The following is a 16,769-nucleotide window of genomic DNA, read 5'->3' as shown; positions in this document are numbered from 1 at the left end:
TATGGGCGATGAACAGCTTAAATCATCGTCCCAGAAAATGTCTCGGCTTCAAAACGCCGCACCAAGTATTTATGAAGCAGTTACAATCGCATCAACATGTGGTTGCACTTCGAAATTGAATCCGCCTTTTATTATTTTATTTAGATTCGTTTATTTGGTACCAAATAAACGGTCACCTGCATCGCCCAAACCTGGGACGATATAACCGTGGTCGTTTAAGCACTGATCTATTGATGCCGTAATGATAGGCACATCTGGGTGTGCATTTTGCATGACTTTGATGCCTTCAGGGGCTGCTAACAGGCAAACAAATTTGATACTGACCGCGCCGCCAAGTTTCAGACGTGCGATCGCAGCGGCGGCAGAATTGCCGGTTGCTAACATTGGATCAACCACGATGACCAGGCGGTCAGCGATATCTTCAGGCACTTTGTAGTAGTACTCAACAGGTTCTAATGTTGCTGGGTCACGGTATAGGCCAATATGACCAACTCGGGCGTTAGGCAAAATATCCAGCATGCCATCCAAAATTCCATTGCCAGCGCGCAACACTGAAATAACACATAATTTTTTACCGCTGATGGTCGGCGCATCGATCGTTTGAATCGGGGTCTCGATTTTGGTGAATTCGATTGGCAGATCACGCGTTACTTCATAGGCGAGCATTTGGCTGATTTCTCGTAGCAAACGACGAAAATTGTCTGTCGGCGTATCTTTGCTGCGCATTAACGATAATTTGTGTTGCACCAATGGGTGCTTAATTTCAGTGACTAATTCATTCAAGATATTTCTCCAGCTAAATTTGAAGTGACCGCTATTTTACGTCTCCTGACAACGTTATGGGGATGTTTGCATTTGAATAAGCGCGAATAGAGGGGTTTTTCTTGCTTTGCTTTAACGTTTGTTTGTTTTTTCTTCATTGATAATTCAGGGTAAGAAGTTCCGCAGCAGCTAGGCCGGCTGATGTTGGGGGCAGCTATCAAATCAGGAGTGAAGAATGGACAGCAATCAGACACTGTTAAATAAATTTTCTTTGGGAGGATTTTCCCTCGATCGCCATGCCGATCAAAAAGATGATTTCTCGTCCTCTCCTGACGCTCTCGAAACGAATTCCCGTATTGACGTTAAAGGTATACGTGAGGCCATAGCTCGAGTTGAAGCAGAAGCGCGGGCTACGGTGGCAGCTGAAACTCGCCTTAAAGCAGAAATGCAAGCGCGCGCGCTAGCGGAGTCGCGTGCTCAGGTTGAAGCCGAATCGGCAGAGTTGGCACAAAAAACACTTCAACTGGAACAAGAGGCGGTTGAAAGTAGTCAGGCACGATTGTTGGCGGAAAAAAAGTCCCAAACAGCAAACGTTGCCCGCATCGCTGCAAATGAACAAGAAACACGGGGTCTGCACGAGCGTGCAGAGATGGAAAGCAGAGCGCGGGCACAGTCCGAGGAACGGCAAAAATTAGAACAGGAAGCCAAAGTTAAAGCAGAGTTGCAATTTAAAGCTGAGCAGGAAATTGCAGCAAAGGCAAAGGCAGCAGCGATCAAGCTAAGCAAAGAGACAGAAACCGCACGTAATTGGGCGGCTGAGCGTGTAGCAGCATCCGAAGATGCGCGTCAACAAGCCGTCGAACGGGCACGTGCAGATGCGCGTATTGCCGAGCTTGCGCGTGAACGCGAAAGGCGCGAACGCGAAGCGCGTGAAACCTCAGAAGCCTTGATGAAGGTGCGTACCGAGAGTTTGCAAGTCACAAAAGAGCGTGAAGAAGCAGAAACAATGGCGCTGGAATTTGCCCTTAATCGTGCGCCACTCGAAGCACGTGCGCGTGAAGATGCATTGGCACGCGTGGCGATTGAGCAAGAACACGATGCCATTGCTCAAGCGCGCCTGGAATCTGAACGTCGTGCCGCAGAAGCCATTCAGTTGCGTATGCAAGCTGAGCAAGAATTGCATATGGCGGCCAGTCGACGTGAACAAGCCGAATTGACGGCGGCAGCAACAGCCAAAGCGCGCCGTGAAGCCGAAGATAAAATACGTCAGGTGACAGAGTCCAGAATCCGTGCCGAACGTGAGCTGCAATCGACCGCGATGAGCCGGATTGAAAATGAACAGCAAGCGGATGCGCAGGCGCGCACGCGCATGCAGGCGGAAGCAGAAGCGGCTGAGGAAGCGCGTCAACGTCGAGTTGCCGATCAAGAAGCGACAGAAATTGCACGTCAGCGCGTTGCAGAAGAGCAACGTGCTGCCAAGTTGGCGAAAGAAAGAATTGAGATTGAAAAGGTCGCCGTTTTGGCAGCACGCCAGCAAGCGGATGCGGAACAGCAGGCGTTGAGTGCAAGCGCATTTCAGGCTGAACTCCTTAAACGAGCCAATACCGCGGCTGAACTCAAGGCCAAACGTGCACAAGAACTGGCAATAGCCGAAAAAATGCGCGCCGATGCTGAGCAAAAGGCCGCCGCCGCTTTAGAAGGAAAACTGCAGGCTGAGCGTCAAAAAACTGAAGAAGCCGACGCCCGTGCTAAAGCAGATCAAAATCATGCAGAACTCATGCGTATGCAAGAAGGTGCTGAACGCGCTGCCCGTATTGCCCAAGAAACGGAGTATGTTGCGGAAAAAATTGCACTGGAACAAGCGATGGAGCAAGCTGACTTGCAACAACGCATGGCAGAGGCAACTGTCAAAAAAAGCCGCGATGTCACTGAATTACTACGCGTCCAACAACAGCGTGCGCAAGATGAGGCGAAAGCAATGGAGTTACTTGACGAAAAACTCGATGCTGAGCGCCGTCGCGCTGAAGCAGTGCAACAAATGCTGAAGACGGCGGAAGAAAAGCTGGCAATCGAGCAAGCAGCCCAATTGGAAGCAGAAAATAATCAGCGCATTGAAGAAGAGATGAAAGCGTTGGCGCAAGCCAAGGAGCAAGCAGAACGTGAGCAAAGGATTGCTCTCGAATTTGCTGCGCAAGCTGAAAAGCAAGCTTTAGAACAGGCTGAAATCCAGAAAGAAATGCAACGCAAAGCGGCGGCAATGGCTGAATTGAAAAGTCGTCAAGCGGCGGAGTTGACGCGTGCAGAACAAGTCCGCAATGAGGCTGAAAAGCAAGCCATTAGCGCTGCACAAGCAAAATTAGAAGCTGAACAAGCAACGGCGGAAGAAGTCATTGCAAGAGCGCATGCCGATCGCGAACACGTTGCAGTCTTGCAAGCACGTCAACAACAAGAAGCTGAGACTCGGAATGCCCGATTAGCGCTGATTCAAGCAGAGCAAGCACGCTTGCAAAAAATGCAGGAGCATGCCGTGCTACAAAAGCAGGCAGTCAGCGCAGCACAAGCTAAAGTTTTGGAGGCAGAAGAATTAGGTAAAACGCTGAAATTACGTGCAGAATCCGAACAAACGGTATTGAATTCGATTCGGCAGAAGTTGCAAGCTGAGAAGCAATTGACGGCAGAGTTGCAAGCTAAGGCCAAAGTTGAAGAGCAACAACGTAATCAACATTTGACCTTGCTCGAAACCGAGCGCAATCTGCGTGCCGCGACAGAATTGAAGTTAGCAGAAGAAACGAAATTAGCGGAAGAAACTGCGGCGCAAGCCAAAAATGAACAATTGGCTGCAGAAGCTGCTGCGGCACGCGCTAAAGCAGCTGCACAACTGTCGCGCCTTGGTCAGGAAAAAGTGCAATCCCAACAGACCGTTGTAGCCGCATTGGAATTACAAGCCAGGTTAGAACAAGAAAAAACTGAAGCAGCAAAAAATGCAGCACGAGCCGCTGAAGAGAAGTTAGCTGCCGAAAAAATCGCGCATGCCTCAGCGATGGCGGCCGCCAAAGCGGAACAAGAGCAAGCTGTTGCCGCGACCGCCCGCGCTCATGCGGAACAGGAGGCAAGTGAGCTTGCCGAACAAAAATTGCTCGCGGAAAAAGCATTGCAAGAACAAGCTGAGGCTTACGCCGCCAGTCAACACAGGGCGCACCAACTGCTTGTTGAAAAAAATCGCTGTATCGCTGAACTGGAACAAGTTGTATTGCAACGCGTTGCCGAAGATGGCGCGTTGTTAGCAATGACAGAGCAAAAACTGGTTGCGGAGCAATCGGTGCAGCAAGATATACAACGCCGACTTCTGAGCGAAACTGAAGCTAAGGAGTTTGCTGAGGCGAATGCGCATGCAGAACGCGTTGCCCGTCTGGCGGCGGAGGCAACTTTGGCAGCACAACGCGCCTTGCACCAGGAACTTGCCGCCCACGTAGATGCTCAGAATTTGATGGCTGAATTAGCTCGCCAACGCCTGCAGCAAGAGCAACAATTGTTAGCTGCACAACATGAGCGGAATACAGCAGAACAAACCTTAATCGACATGCTTGCTGAAAAAGAGCAAGCAGAAATCAATGCCGCGCAGGCTGCGGAGGCTCGTCTCGCTGTTGAAAAAGAACACGTTACATTGATCTATGCGCGTCAGCAAACTGACGAATCCGCCAAGCAAGCATTGGAAGAATTGAACTCAGCCGAAAAGCGCTGGTTAGCGCAATCCTCTGAAGAAGCCTTAGTAAAGCGTCAGGCTGCAGCGGCGCTGGAGCAAAAAACTTCTCTATTGCTGGAATCGAGCAGAGCAGAGCAGCAGCGACTCGCGATTGAGCAACAATTAAGTTTGGAGTTGGATGCGAAGCTACACGCCGAACTGCAGGCACAATACGCGGCAGAGCAACGTTTAGTTGCTGAAAAAGCGTTTATGAAGCTGACGATTGAGCGTAGCGAACAGGAACAATTAGCCAATGCTGCCGCACAACAGCAACTTTTGACAGAACAATCGATTTTTGCGAAGTCTGAAGAACATGCGCACGCTCAGCGTCTGGCAGCCGAAGCGATGGCTGGGAAGCTGCGCGAAACTGAAGCCTTAGTCACAATGGAAAACCGTCGTGCCGCCGTTGCGCTGGAAGAGTTGAGTGCGGTTCAACAGAAACTTGTTGCCGAACAAAACGCGTTCATGGCAGCCGAACAACGGCAGCAAGCAGAGCGAGAATACTTGCAGCTTGCGGAAATCCGTGCGCAGGCAGAAGAAGATGCGAATGTCGCAATGCAAATGAAATTAAATGCCGAAAAAGACGCCGTTGAATTGGCGCGTATGCATGCGGCCGTCGAAATAGAAGCGTCCGAATTGGCCCAAATTCGTGCAAATGAGTTGCTGGCGTTGCAGCAACTCGAAGCACGTAACGCTGAGTTATTGCAACAAGAAATTGCAGCGATTGCATTGCAAAAACAACGTGAACAAGAAAATGCCGAATTAAAACAGCAAACTTTGCAAACAATTCACGAAAAAATGGACGCGGAGAAACTGATTATGAAAGCCTCTGAAGATCGCTTGAAGGCAGAATCTGAATTAGCAGCTCAAAGCCAACTTCGCGCCCGTCAACTATTGGAAGCTGCTGCAATAGAGCAAGAAAAATTAGCCCTTGAGCAATCCTTGCTGATCTCTACTGACGCGCAAATGCAGCAAGCGCAACTCGCCAACGCTGCATTGAACGAACGTATTCAGCAAGAGCAAGTCTTGGCGGAGCTGGCAGCACAACGGATTGCGGCAGAAAAAAAACTGGCTTGTGATATTGCGTTAAGAGTTCAAGAGGAACAGGCTTTGTTGGCAGATTTGGAGGAGCAAGAGGAGCAACAAGCTGCCTTTGCAGATTTGCTGCTGCAACGTCGCGCTGAACAAGCGGCTGCAAAGCGGGCCTTAGAGCAAGCGCAGGAACAAGCAGTGAAGATGAGCGCCGAGGAATTGCAACAAAAGGCATTGCAGGAAAAGTTAGTGCAACAACTTCGCTTGCGTGAAGAACAACAATTAGCTGGTGTTGTTGCTTTGCAACAGGCGATTTCTGAACAGGAAATAGCATTGCAGAACGAGGCTGAGCAAGCACGTTTGAAATTGGAGGCTGAATATCAGCAGGCAGAAGTTTTAGCAAATGAACTGATTGGCAAATTGCGTCAAAAACAACAACATACGCAAGAGTGGCGCCAACAAGCGCAGCAAATATTGGTCAATGCGCCAGTTGCCGTTACTGCTACTGATGAAGTACAAGAGCAAAGTTCCGTGCAAGTACAGGAACGCTTCCGTTTCCGTATGCGTCCTTCAGTATTTGCTGGGTTGCTTGTGTGTGCCGGCATTGTCGGTGCGGCAGGTGTTGCAGGAGTTGAGTCATATTTTCCTATTTCATCCGCTTTTGCTATCAATACGCCAGCGAAAGTGCAGACTGTTGCAGTCGCTGCGCCTCAGCAAGTTAATTCAAATATGCAATTAACTTATGAGTTGGCGATGCCTTCACAAGCACCTCAACCAGTCTCGGTAAAGGTTTCGCAAAAGAAAGCATCACAACACCAGGCCGCGAAAGAGGATTTGACTGATAAAGCGAAAGCAGACGTGCAAATCGCCCTGTTCGGTTCAAAATGAACTAATGTGTCTTACGAAGCGCTCAATACGAATCCCGTTATTTTTATTAAGTAGCGGGGTTTTTTTTGTAGTGTGAATTTTGAGAGGAGTTCTGGATTGCGGTATTAACGCCACCGTTCAAGACATATACTTTTTAACCATCTAAAGTGAACCCATTTGTCCGGAATGGCGATATTTGCAGGATTGCTCAACAGACTGTATCGAATGAAAGTTATTTAAACTTAATTTCAGGGAATATCATTACAGCGACAAAACCTTTTTGCTCATGGTTGTAAATGCGCATTCTGCCCCGGTGTCTGCGAACAATGCGGTCAACGATGGCAAGTCCTAAACCGGATCCGTTGGCTTGACTTCTGGACGCGTCAGCGCGTGTAAACGGCTTCAGAAGTCTTGCAAGATTATCGCTCGCCGCCCCCTCGCCGTGATCGCGGAAACTGACCAATATGCCTTGTTTTTTACCCCTGCTTTTCAAGCTGCACTGTATTTCGATCACCGTATTGAGTTGATCAGGATTCTTTCCATATCGACAGGCATTTTCGATAAGATTGCTAAAAATCCGACGTAATTCCGTGCTATTGCCAGAAATAATTTGTCCTGGCGTGATCGCTGAGCGGATGTGCAAGTAATTGATTCTCGAATACTCCTGTATCACTTGCTCTAGTAGTTCGCTTATATTAATTTCTTCAAAACGGAGGTTGTCAATTGGCTTGGCATAATCCAGAAATTGATTAATGATCGCATCCATCTGCGTCAGATCTGATTGCATGCCAATCCTTGCTTGCTCGTCGAGCGTTGCCATTTCAACTTCCAGTTGCATGCGCGCCAGAGGCGTACGCAAGTCATGTGAGATTCCCGCGAGAATAACGGTACGATCCGTTTCAATTCTGGCCAAATCTTCGACCATACTATTGAAGCTCGCATTAGTTTCGCGAATTTCTTTTGGGCCGAGTTCTGGTAACGCAGGTGGTTGTTTTCCTTGTGCCAAAAGACGTGCTGCGGAACTCAGACGTGATAATGGGACGTTGATCAATTTTGAAATCACCGCTGCTCCAAGGAGGGTGATAATCAATGTTGTTGATGTCCAGCTGAGAAAAGGCAAAGTAATGGGCGGCTCGATACGATCTTCGTCGAGGCGAAGCCAATACTTGTCGCCTTCGATGTCGAAGCTGACCCAGAACCCTTCAACACCATTGACTGATTTGGCAAAACGGGTGTCTTTGCCCAAATGTATTTTCATTAGATTATTTAACTCTGAGAAAAACGCGCTTGGGGCAGGGGGAGCGGTTCTGTCTCCGTCGTTCAAGAGATAGATCCTGACACTCTCATTATTGGCGAGGTCAAGCAGTAGTTCCTTGCGCCTCTCAGGTGCTGCATGTGTCAGGGCAGCGCGGGTTATGGTAACAATCGACGTGATTTGTGCAGTGAGTTGTTGAGCGCGGGGGTAACGCTCAACTGTGCGAAAACTGACAAACCATACTGCCATACTCGACATGACCAGTATAGCCAGCATAAAAAAAGTACGCCAAAATAGACCACTGCGTAGCCATTCAAAGCTATTTAAATAGGAACGCATTTGCATCTGAAATTAACTACTTAGGCTTTTTGACCATCAGGGATGAACACGTAGCCAAGTCCCCATACGGTTTGAATATAGAGTGGATTGGATGGGTCTGGCTCAATCAATTTTCTAAGTCTGGAAATTTGTACATCGAGACTGCGATCAAACACCTCGTATTCACGACCTCGCGCAAGTTCCATGAGTTTTTCCCGAGATAACGGCTGACGGGCATGACGTGCAAAAACCTTCAGAACTGAAAATTCTCCGGTGGTTAAGGCGACCATTTCATCGTTCTTCTTGAGTGTGCGTGTAGCCAGATCAAGTACAAAATTACCGAAAGTGAAGCTTTGCGGGCCATCGGATGGCGCTCCAGGTATTTCGTCAGGGGCTTTTCTGCGCAATACGGCATTGATCCTCGCGACTAGCTCCCGTGGATTGAAGGGTTTAGGCAGATAATCATCTGCTCCCATTTCAAGTCCGATAATGCGGTCAACTTCTTCTCCCTTTGCAGTTAGCATAATAATTGGAGTGAGATCACCCGCACCGCGTAGGCGCCGGCAAATGGTCAGTCCATCTTCGCCAGGCAGCATTAAATCAAGAACGAGTAAATCGTAGCGTTCGCGAAGCCATAACTTACTCATGGTTTGAGAATTTTCGGCGCCAACAACCTGAAAACCTTGTTCCGTCAGATAGCGACGTAGAAGCTCGCGCAAACGGAGGTCATCGTCGACAACTAAAATTTTTGCCTTCGGCGAGCTATTGACTGCTTTTGCAGAGGGTTCTGCTTGAGATTGAATTTTGTTCATGTGAATATCTTACTGGCATCGACAAGCCTTGGAAACCTGTTACACCATGCACTTACAAAGTGTTACATATATTTCATTTAGTGAAAGATGGACGTAAGTCAGAAGTATTAAACTATAACTATCGATTACTTTGCTCAATTAGCTTGAAGATTCAATGGTAAACCTCGCTGCTCAGACAGAGCCGACCTTTGGGTTTCATGGCGATTATAGTTTCTAAAACGCAATAAGGTTGTATTTTTCTTTCTCAATTTTCAATCAAAACATTCCTTTGATCGTGAATTGGCTTCTGGGTCTTCAGGTTTTGTTTTTGCAAAGAGATACGCGTGTTTGGTGCCATTAAATAGAGTTCTGATCGGTAATAGGTGTTTGCCGAAAAATGACTTTTTTGCGTGAGATTGATATATTTGGTGGGCTTAACGCCTTCTTTTATTATCTGAAATTAAGATTGATAATTCGATGAATGTAGCCGGCGGCAGAATGATGATTCTGATAGCAGCCTTGATCTTTTCAGGCTCAGCGGTTGCTCGCCGAGAGCCAGCAGGCGGACGTGGTCAGAAATTTGCTAAAGAGAGTGGGAAGTCCAACCAATCAGCGCTGGCGTTAAAACGGGCTGAGACCGCACCTCCAGTAACCACTGGTAAGGCTTTAAATGCCGCAGGGGAAGAGGCGGTAAATCAGAAATTACCCTTGAAAAATCAAAACGAAAAGCCGAAGGCGAAACTAAGCCGTGAAGAGCGAATAGCATTAAGGCAACAAATACATGATGTTGAACAACAATTGCAAGCACCAAATAAATAATTGATTGTTCGTTATCCGCCATTTGACTCTTTGAATTTCTCCTGACCGCGGTCGTTTTGTTCACTCTCGATACTCGCGGCCAAGTAAGTCTGCCTCCTACTACCTACCTCCGGCTATTTTCACTTGTTTTCATGTGACGAACACGCGAATTCGCTTAACGTCGGTGCTGCTTCATAATTTTCTGTTGTTCGCGTTGCCAGTCACGTTCTTTTTCTGTATCCCTCTTGTCGTGTTGTTTTTTGCCTTTAGCAAGTCCAATTTGGCATTTTATTCTTCCCTTTACGAAGTGCATGTTGAGCGGCACCATAGTGTAGCCAGAGCGCTCAACTTTGCCGATTAGTTTGCTGATTTCTGCCGCGTGCAGCAATAATTTTCTTGTGCGAACAGAGTCGGGGTGAATATGGGTAGATGCAGTCGGAAGGGCGCCGATATGGGCACCAAACAAGAAAATTTCACCGTCGCGGACGATGACATAGGCTTCCTTTAATTGCAGACGACCTGCGCGGATGGCTTTGACTTCCCAGCCTTGGAGGACGACTCCTGCTTCAAATTGCTCTTCAATAAAGTAGTCGTGAAAGGCTTTTTTGTTATCAGCGATGCTCATTAGGATGAAAATAGGTTACTTTGCCGTATCAAATTCCTGATTGATGATTTCGATACGGTGATGACTCGGTTAAAATGCGAACTTGTGATTCTACCAAATGGTTACCCTGGATGGCAGTCGTACATAAAACAGTTTTTATTGGTTATAGTGCAGCGCAAATGTTTGCGCTGGTAGAGCGTGTTGAAAATTATCCTGAATTCTTACCGTGGTGCGGTGAGGTTCACATTCATGAGAGAACTGATGTTGATTTAATTGCAACACTTTCTATTAATTATCATGGCATTAAACAAAGTTTTACAACCAAAAATAGCAATCAGGCGCCTCACTTGATGGAAATGAATCTGGTTGAGGGGCCTTTTAAGCAATTATCTGGTCGTTGGAAGTTTACTGAGTTGCGCGCCGATGCCTGCAAGATAGAGTTTGATCTGAATTACGATTTTTCAAGTAAATTATTAGAAACTTTGATTGGGCCAGTCTTTAGTAAGATTGCAAATAGTTTTGTCGATGCGTTTTGTGCTAGGGCGGAGTTAGTGTATGGCAGTTGATCAATTCATGACGATACAGGTCTGCTACCCGGGCGTTGCTGAAATTATCATGCGCGACGTTCGAGTTCCTTTAAAGTGCAATGTTCAAGAGGCAATACGACTCAGCGGTATCTTGCTGCGCTCGTCCGAAATAGATCTCGAGAAGCAGAAAGTGGGTGTTTTCGGTAAGCTGAAAGCGCTAGACGCCCAACTGTACCCAAATGACCGGGTTGAAATCTACCGACCTTTATTGGCTGATCCAATGGAAGCGCGACGCCGTCGGGCTTTAAAGCAAAAGAAATAACTATCTTGATATTTAGGTAATGGTTCGTTATTGACAGGCCATGCTCGCTTTTTTTGCGTCCGCCAATTCTTTTGCTCTTTGATCGTCGTTCATGAACGCACGTTCGCCGTTGCTATCAGTGTTCGCGATGCGAGTTCCAGATTCCAAAGTTTTAAGGTACGACTTTATACGTTCACAATTTTTGCTTTTTTCATTTGCTGCTTGCTGGCTATCTGCAGCTTTTTTATCCTTCTCTGCCTGTTCCGCTCGACGCTTGTTGTAGTCTTCGTTCCGACTTTCGGTTGTATTTTGTTTATGAGTTGAGGCTTCTGAGCTTTGGGTGGCTACGGTATTTGTGTGATCGCCAGCGTTGTCAGCTTGATTTTTTGACTTGAGGATGCGGTTTTTGGGTACGGAACTTGGCGGGGGGGTGTCTGAGAACTGCTTAACGCCTTTTTCATCGACCCACGCATACTGAGCGCAGACTGAAGTACACGCAAACATAGTGGCGATGAAAACCAGTAAAGTACCTTGTCGAAGCATAATGTTCTCTTTAAATTTGATGAAAAGATGAAAGAGTTTTACACGTAGAGAGACGAGTTCGCAAGTTTTCTGTATAATTTGCTTTTGCGCCTATAGGAAATGCTATGCGTTTACTCCAAAAAGCACTCACATTCGATGATGTGCTCCTCGTTCCGGCTTATTCGGACATCCTCCCGAAAGACACTTCGCTTGCGACTAAATTAACGCGAAATATTCATTTGAATATCCCGTTAATTTCAGCGGCCATGGATACAGTTACTGAGGCTCGCCTTGCAATAGCGATGGCTCAGGAAGGTGGTATTGGCATTATTCATAAAAATATGACTGCCAAAGAGCAAGCTCGTGAAGTTGCTAAAGTCAAACGTTTTGAATCCGGTGTGTTGCGTGATCCGATCACGATTCCACCTGGTATGAAGATTCGCGAAGTGATCGCGCTGTCTCAGCAATATGGGATTAGCGGTTTTCCTGTCGTTGAGGGTAATGTTGTTGTCGGTATTATTACGAATCGCGATCTGCGTTTTGAAGAAGAACTCGACGCCGAAGCGCGGGCTAAAATGACGCCCCGCGAAAAATTGGTCTACGTTGATGAGTCTGCGGATTTGTCCGAGGCTAAACGGCTGATGAATAAACATCGGCTGGAGCGTGTTCTGGTCGTTAATTCCTCGTTTGAGTTGCGCGGTCTGATTACTGTTAAAGATATTCAAAAATCGACTGAACATCCATTTGCATCGAAAGATGAACTCGGTAAGCTGCGCGTTGGCGCCGCCGTCGGCGTTGGTGTCGATAATGAAGAACGTGTTGACCTGTTGTCAAAAGCTGGTGTCGATGTCATCGTTGTGGATACAGCTCACGGTCATTCAAAAGGCGTACTGGACCGTGTTCGTTGGGTAAAAGATAATTATCCGCATATTCAAGTTATCGGTGGCAACATCGCAACTGCTGCCGCTGCTTTGGCGCTGGTAGAGCATGGTGCTGACGCCGTCAAAGTTGGTATTGGTCCTGGTTCTATTTGTACGACCCGTATTGTCGCTGGTGTTGGCGTGCCGCAAATTTCTGCGATTGCTAATGTGGCAAACGCACTCAAAGGTACAGGCGTTCCTTGTATCGCGGATGGTGGTGTTCGCTTCTCTGGTGACGTGTCTAAAGCCTTGGCTGCAGGTGCTTCTACCGTCATGATGGGTAGTATGTTTGCTGGTACAGAAGAGGCGCCAGGCGAAGTTATTCTATTTCAAGGACGTAGCTACAAGTCTTATCGCGGCATGGGTAGTCTTGGCGCGATGGCGGATGGTTCCGCTGATCGCTACTTCCAGGATTCCGCTAATAATGCGGATAAGTTGGTGCCTGAGGGTATTGAAGGACGGGTTCCATATAAAGGTAGCGTTTTGGCCATTTTGTACCAGTTAGTTGGTGGCGTTCGTTCTTCGATGGGTTATTGTGGTTGCGCTTCCATCGACGATTTACATACTAAAGCTGAGTTTGTTGAAATTACGTCTGCAGGTATGCGTGAATCACATGTACATGATGTGCAGATTACTAAAGAGGCACCGAATTACCGTGCCGATTAATATTTGCTAATTTTGCCGGGAGTTCTGCATGTCGGATAGTTTGGAAGAATTTAGCTCTACTAAAACATTGATGGTTAACACTGGTTTCGAAAGAATGTTAACCGAAAAATTTGATGTGAAGATAGGCCGATTCGAGCGCTTAGGCTTGCAGTTATTCTCGGTGGCAAATTGCTTTATTACCTTTGGTCATGTAACCGGTCGTTCCGGTGGTAGTGGTCGTTCAATCACCGAAATGGAGGCGGGGTTTTCTGACAGCCTGCCATTGTCGGAAGAATTTGTCGTTATTTCCGATTTAATCGAACACGAGGGGTTGGCGACGCATCGCTTTGTTGCTGCCGATCCTTTTATTCGTTTCTATGTCTCTTATCCCATTTACGGGCAAGAGTCAAAATTGGTCGGTTGCATTCGTTTGATCGACTATCAGCCAAAAGAATTTGGGGGGCGCGAGCACTTATTGCTGACGGATTTTGCCACCATCATTGAACGCGAACTGGCGCTTAATGTGATTTGCCAGAATCAGATAGAACTCGTCAAGCAAAACAGAAATTTAAAGCGCGAATCTCTTATTGATCCGTTGCTGGGTACCTGGAATAAAGTTGCTATCGCCCGTTCTTTGCGGATCGAAATGGAACGTTGCACCAAAGCACAAAAACCACTCTCGTTGTTGTTTGTTTATCCTGATCAGATCGATAGATTGCGTGCTGAATTTGGCGCTGCTCTGAGTGATCAATTGTTGATACGGTCTGTGAGTCGAGTTCGCTCCTGTATTCGGCCATTTGATGCCTTGGGACGTTTTGGTAGCGATCAATTATTGATTGTATTGCCTGGTGCCTCGCATTTGGTGGTCATGGCCGTCGCGGAACGGATCAGGCTGGCGATCATGACGCATCCCGAAATGATTGAAGATGTAGAAACTACAATCACGATTTGCGCTGGGGTTGTCTCTACGGATACTTACCCCGATGCTGATCCAGAAATGTTAATCAGCTTAGCTGAAAAAGCCCTGCTATCTGCAAGGAGTGCGGGAAACAATACTGTTGTACAGGCTATGCCCGGTCAACCTGACATGATAATTTGAATTATGCATTCTAAAATACTTATTCTTGATTTTGGCTCCCAAGTTACGCAATTGATCGCGCGTCGCGTTCGTGATGCAGGCGTCTTTTCTGAAGTTCATCCGTATGACGTTAGTGATGAATTTATTCGTCAATATGGTGCAGCCGGGATTATTTTGTCGGGTGGCCCAAATAGCGTTACCGAAGGTGATACGCCGCGCGCACCGATGGCTGTATTTGAGGCTGGTGTGCCGGTCCTTGGCATTTGCTATGGGATGCAAACCATGGCAGAGCAACTGGGTGGTAAGGTAGAAAACGGCCTGGTACGTGAATTTGGTTACGCAGAAGTACGCGCCCGTAGTCATACCGCCTTATTGAACGGAATTAATGATTTCGTGACACCCGAAGGCCATGGCATGTTAAAGGTCTGGATGAGTCACGGTGACAAAGTTAATGAGATGCCGGCTGGCTTCAAGTTGATGGCATCGACAGATAATTGCCCGATTGCGGCGATGGCTGATGAAGATCGTCGTTTTTATGCAGTTCAATTCCATCCTGAGGTAACGCATACCGTGCAAGGCGAAGCAATTATTGGTCGTTTTGTGCACGAAATTTGCGGCTGTAAATCTGACTGGAATATGCCGGATTACATTTCTGAGGCAGTTGAATCCATTCGCGTCCAAGTTGGGACTGATGAAGTTATTCTCGGTTTGTCTGGTGGTGTTGATAGTAGTGTTGCAGCTGCCTTAATCCACCGTGCTATCGGTGATCAGTTGACCTGCGTATTTGTTGATCATGGACTGTTGCGCCTCGATGAAGGCAAAATGGTCATGGAAATGTTCAGTAAAAATCTGGGCGTGAAAGTGATCCATGTTGATGCAACTGCGCAATTTATGGGTCATTTGGAAGGCGTTACTGATCCTGAGGCAAAGCGTAAAATTATTGGCCGTGACTTCGTTGAGGTATTCCAGGCTGAATCGGGTAAATTGAGTAATGCAAAATGGCTGGCACAGGGCACGATTTATCCGGATGTGATTGAAAGTGCTGGAAAAGGCAAAAAAGGCTCCCATACAATTAAGAGCCATCATAATGTTGGCGGCCTGCCAGATACGCTTAATTTAAAGTTGTTGGAGCCACTGCGCGAATTGTTCAAAGATGAAGTCCGTAAGTTAGGCGTTGCGTTGGGGCTGCCGCACGGCATGGTTTATCGTCACCCGTTTCCTGGTCCAGGCTTGGGCGTACGTATTCTTGGTGAAGTGAAAAAAGAATTTGCAGACCTGTTACGTAAGGCTGATGCAATCTTTATCGAAGAATTGCGTAACAATTTTGTTGATAGCAAGGCTGAAAAACCAGTCAGCTGGTACGATGCAACGAGTCAGGCATTTGCAGTTTTCCTGCCAGTAAAATCGGTTGGTGTCATGGGCGACGGCCGCACATACGACTATGTTGTCGCATTGCGCGCAGTACAAACGCAGGATTTCATGACCGCCCACTGGGCACACCTTCCGCATGAGTTGTTGGGAAAAGTCTCAAATCGCATCATTAACGAAGTGCGTGGCATTAATCGCGTGGTATACGACATCTCGGGCAAACCACCTGCAACAATTGAGTGGGAGTAAGGCCGTTTTTTAACCCATTGATTCTGTTTGGTTAAATGAATGCCATTAATGATCTTGATTGCATCATCAATGGCATTTTTCATGGCACTTCGCACATGCTGAAATTGCCGGAATCCAGATACTATGCAGCTGACTTGGTGAGGATCATGGTATTGGACGGCAACTGATATTCGGACTGATACCTGTGCGTCCGGTGTTCATTGGTGGAGAGTATATCGGTCGCAGGTAGTTAAGTCCGCTGATAGTCGTACTTGGCAATCCTGCTTCGGATGCATGAAAAATTAGAATTTATATATAATTTTTGGAACTAAGGCGCGATCCAATGACCGGAATTCTAGTCTGTGTTTGCAAGTTATTGTCTTGCAAATTTTCAAATTTATTTCGTTGTGTGAATATGACGATCTGAGTCAATTCCAGACAATGGCCGAGTCATTTCGAAGGCGCGATCTATTTTTCCATTGATAAAATGAAAGAATACTGCGACTTCACTATTGATAACCTCACCATTTTTAAGCTCCGTTCGCCCAATATGCCTCTCGACAAACCATTCGCCGTCGAAGATGACCTGCTTGATGTCAAATGTCATTGATTTCACGTTCTTCTGCAAATATGCTACATGGCCAATAAAATCTTTTCTAGTCACAATCTTGCCATCGACTTCATGGATAGCATCCTGGGTTAAATATTTATCCGTCGCCTCACTTGGTGATTGATACGGTGCGGTGAAATAATCGGCCATCATTTTTTCAAAATAGGCTCTTGGGGTCCAGCCGTTAATTTGTGGAGTGCTGTTTTGTATTGTCGATACCGGAGTGGCATGGGCTTGATTAATCGTTGTTGTTGTAAGGGTTATGCCCGAGGTAATTAAAAACAGTGCGACAGTTATAACTCCGCGTCTGCCCGAAATGATGAATTTGCTAAACATAGTTATGTTTCCTTGATTTAAATTTCGATTGATTTGAAACGTGGTTGAATGAATATATTGGCGTT

Annotated in this window: 13 protein-coding genes and 1 pseudogene; 8 read left to right on the top strand and 6 right to left on the bottom strand. The window is 46.9% G+C overall.

Going from position 1 to position 16,769, the window contains the following annotated elements; translation table 11 throughout:
- Positions 1 to 119: pseudogene (locus ACO0K1_RS15725) on the top strand (IS30 family transposase); the annotation flags it as partial.
- Positions 120 to 150: 31 nt separating this feature from the next.
- Here the strand turns inward: ACO0K1_RS15725 and upp are convergent.
- On the bottom strand, positions 151 to 783 hold the full coding sequence (gene upp / locus ACO0K1_RS15720) for a uracil phosphoribosyltransferase (protein ID WP_423027387.1): 633 nt from the start codon (positions 781 to 783) through the stop codon (positions 151 to 153).
- A 214-nt stretch (positions 784 to 997) separates the two neighbouring features.
- On the opposite strand from upp, the gene ACO0K1_RS15715 reads away from it, so the two are divergent.
- On the top strand, positions 998 to 6,424 hold the full coding sequence (locus ACO0K1_RS15715) for a hypothetical protein (protein WP_423027385.1): 5,427 nt from the start codon (positions 998 to 1,000) through the stop codon (positions 6,422 to 6,424).
- 211 nt (positions 6,425 to 6,635) lie between these two features.
- Here ACO0K1_RS15715 and ACO0K1_RS15710 read toward each other — a convergent pair whose 3' ends face one another.
- Together ACO0K1_RS15710 and ompR are read right to left on the bottom strand one after the other, a co-directional pair.
- Entirely contained in the window at positions 6,636 to 7,997 is a 1,362-nt protein-coding gene (locus ACO0K1_RS15710; RefSeq protein ID WP_423027383.1) for an ATP-binding protein, read from the bottom strand.
- Between the two features lie 20 nt (positions 7,998 to 8,017).
- Positions 8,018 to 8,788, bottom strand: coding sequence for a two-component system response regulator OmpR (ompR, locus tag ACO0K1_RS15705; protein ID WP_423027380.1), 771 nt, complete (start codon positions 8,786 to 8,788; stop codon positions 8,018 to 8,020).
- A gap of 456 nt (positions 8,789 to 9,244) precedes the next feature.
- Here ompR and ACO0K1_RS15700 point away from each other — a divergent pair, with 456 nt between their 5' ends.
- Positions 9,245 to 9,586, top strand: coding sequence for a hypothetical protein (locus tag ACO0K1_RS15700; RefSeq protein ID WP_423027378.1), 342 nt, complete (start codon positions 9,245 to 9,247; stop codon positions 9,584 to 9,586).
- A 154-nt stretch (positions 9,587 to 9,740) separates the two neighbouring features.
- Here ACO0K1_RS15700 and smpB read toward each other — a convergent pair whose 3' ends face one another.
- Entirely contained in the window at positions 9,741 to 10,190 is a 450-nt protein-coding gene (gene smpB, locus ACO0K1_RS15695) for an SsrA-binding protein SmpB (protein WP_186910631.1), read from the bottom strand.
- A 110-nt stretch (positions 10,191 to 10,300) separates the two neighbouring features.
- On the opposite strand from smpB, the gene ACO0K1_RS15690 reads away from it, so the two are divergent.
- Complete coding sequence (locus tag ACO0K1_RS15690; RefSeq protein ID WP_423027376.1) at positions 10,301 to 10,735, top strand: type II toxin-antitoxin system RatA family toxin; 435 nt, start codon at positions 10,301 to 10,303, stop codon at positions 10,733 to 10,735.
- On the top strand, positions 10,725 to 11,018 hold the full coding sequence (locus ACO0K1_RS15685; RefSeq protein ID WP_423027374.1) for an RnfH family protein: 294 nt from the start codon (positions 10,725 to 10,727) through the stop codon (positions 11,016 to 11,018). Before ACO0K1_RS15690 ends, ACO0K1_RS15685 begins: the two co-directional genes overlap by 11 nt.
- Before the next feature lie 27 nt (positions 11,019 to 11,045).
- On the opposite strand, the gene ACO0K1_RS15680 is transcribed toward ACO0K1_RS15685, so the two are convergent.
- Complete coding sequence (locus ACO0K1_RS15680; protein WP_423027372.1) at positions 11,046 to 11,540, bottom strand: DUF4124 domain-containing protein; 495 nt, start codon at positions 11,538 to 11,540, stop codon at positions 11,046 to 11,048.
- A gap of 104 nt (positions 11,541 to 11,644) precedes the next feature.
- On the opposite strand from ACO0K1_RS15680, the gene guaB reads away from it, so the two are divergent.
- Genes guaB through guaA form a run of 3 tightly spaced genes read left to right on the top strand, consistent with a single transcriptional unit; the run spans position 11,645 to position 15,779 of the window.
- Positions 11,645 to 13,105, top strand: coding sequence for an IMP dehydrogenase (gene guaB, locus ACO0K1_RS15675; RefSeq protein ID WP_423027370.1), 1,461 nt, complete (start codon positions 11,645 to 11,647; stop codon positions 13,103 to 13,105).
- A gap of 28 nt (positions 13,106 to 13,133) precedes the next feature.
- Positions 13,134 to 14,183, top strand: coding sequence for a GGDEF domain-containing protein (locus tag ACO0K1_RS15670; protein WP_423027368.1), 1,050 nt, complete (start codon positions 13,134 to 13,136; stop codon positions 14,181 to 14,183).
- A 3-nt stretch (positions 14,184 to 14,186) separates the two neighbouring features.
- Positions 14,187 to 15,779 carry a glutamine-hydrolyzing GMP synthase gene (gene guaA, locus ACO0K1_RS15665; protein ID WP_423027366.1) on the top strand — a complete coding sequence of 531 codons (1,593 nt, stop codon included), beginning with the start codon at positions 14,187 to 14,189 and terminating at the stop codon, positions 15,777 to 15,779.
- 376 nt (positions 15,780 to 16,155) lie between these two features.
- Here the strand turns inward: guaA and ACO0K1_RS15660 are convergent, their stop codons facing one another.
- A complete protein-coding gene (locus tag ACO0K1_RS15660) occupies positions 16,156 to 16,704 on the bottom strand; it encodes a nuclear transport factor 2 family protein (RefSeq protein WP_423027364.1) in 549 nt (182 codons plus the stop codon).
- Positions 16,705 to 16,769 lie beyond the last annotated feature (65 nt).

Source organism: Undibacterium sp. SXout20W (genome assembly GCF_049340285.1).
Lineage (GTDB): Bacteria > Pseudomonadota > Gammaproteobacteria > Burkholderiales > Burkholderiaceae_D > Undibacterium.
The sequence above is the reverse complement of the archived record's forward strand: the minus strand, read 5'-3'. Positions and strand labels throughout refer to the sequence as shown.

Coding starts and splice junctions, on each gene's coding strand:
- ACO0K1_RS15715 (WP_423027385.1), top strand. CDS start 998: ATGGACAGCAATCAGACACTGTTAAATAAATTTTCTTTGGGAGGATTT.
- ACO0K1_RS15710 (WP_423027383.1), bottom strand. CDS start 7,997: ATGCGTTCCTATTTAAATAGCTTTGAATGGCTACGCAGTGGTCTATTT.
- ompR (WP_423027380.1), bottom strand. CDS start 8,788: ATGAACAAAATTCAATCTCAAGCAGAACCCTCTGCAAAAGCAGTCAAT.
- ACO0K1_RS15700 (WP_423027378.1), top strand. CDS start 9,245: ATGAATGTAGCCGGCGGCAGAATGATGATTCTGATAGCAGCCTTGATC.
- smpB (WP_186910631.1), bottom strand. CDS start 10,190: ATGAGCATCGCTGATAACAAAAAAGCCTTTCACGACTACTTTATTGAA.
- ACO0K1_RS15690 (WP_423027376.1), top strand. CDS start 10,301: ATGGCAGTCGTACATAAAACAGTTTTTATTGGTTATAGTGCAGCGCAA.
- ACO0K1_RS15685 (WP_423027374.1), top strand. CDS start 10,725: ATGGCAGTTGATCAATTCATGACGATACAGGTCTGCTACCCGGGCGTT.
- ACO0K1_RS15680 (WP_423027372.1), bottom strand. CDS start 11,540: ATGCTTCGACAAGGTACTTTACTGGTTTTCATCGCCACTATGTTTGCG.
- guaB (WP_423027370.1), top strand. CDS start 11,645: ATGCGTTTACTCCAAAAAGCACTCACATTCGATGATGTGCTCCTCGTT.
- ACO0K1_RS15670 (WP_423027368.1), top strand. CDS start 13,134: ATGTCGGATAGTTTGGAAGAATTTAGCTCTACTAAAACATTGATGGTT.
- guaA (WP_423027366.1), top strand. CDS start 14,187: ATGCATTCTAAAATACTTATTCTTGATTTTGGCTCCCAAGTTACGCAA.
- ACO0K1_RS15660 (WP_423027364.1), bottom strand. CDS start 16,704: ATGTTTAGCAAATTCATCATTTCGGGCAGACGCGGAGTTATAACTGTC.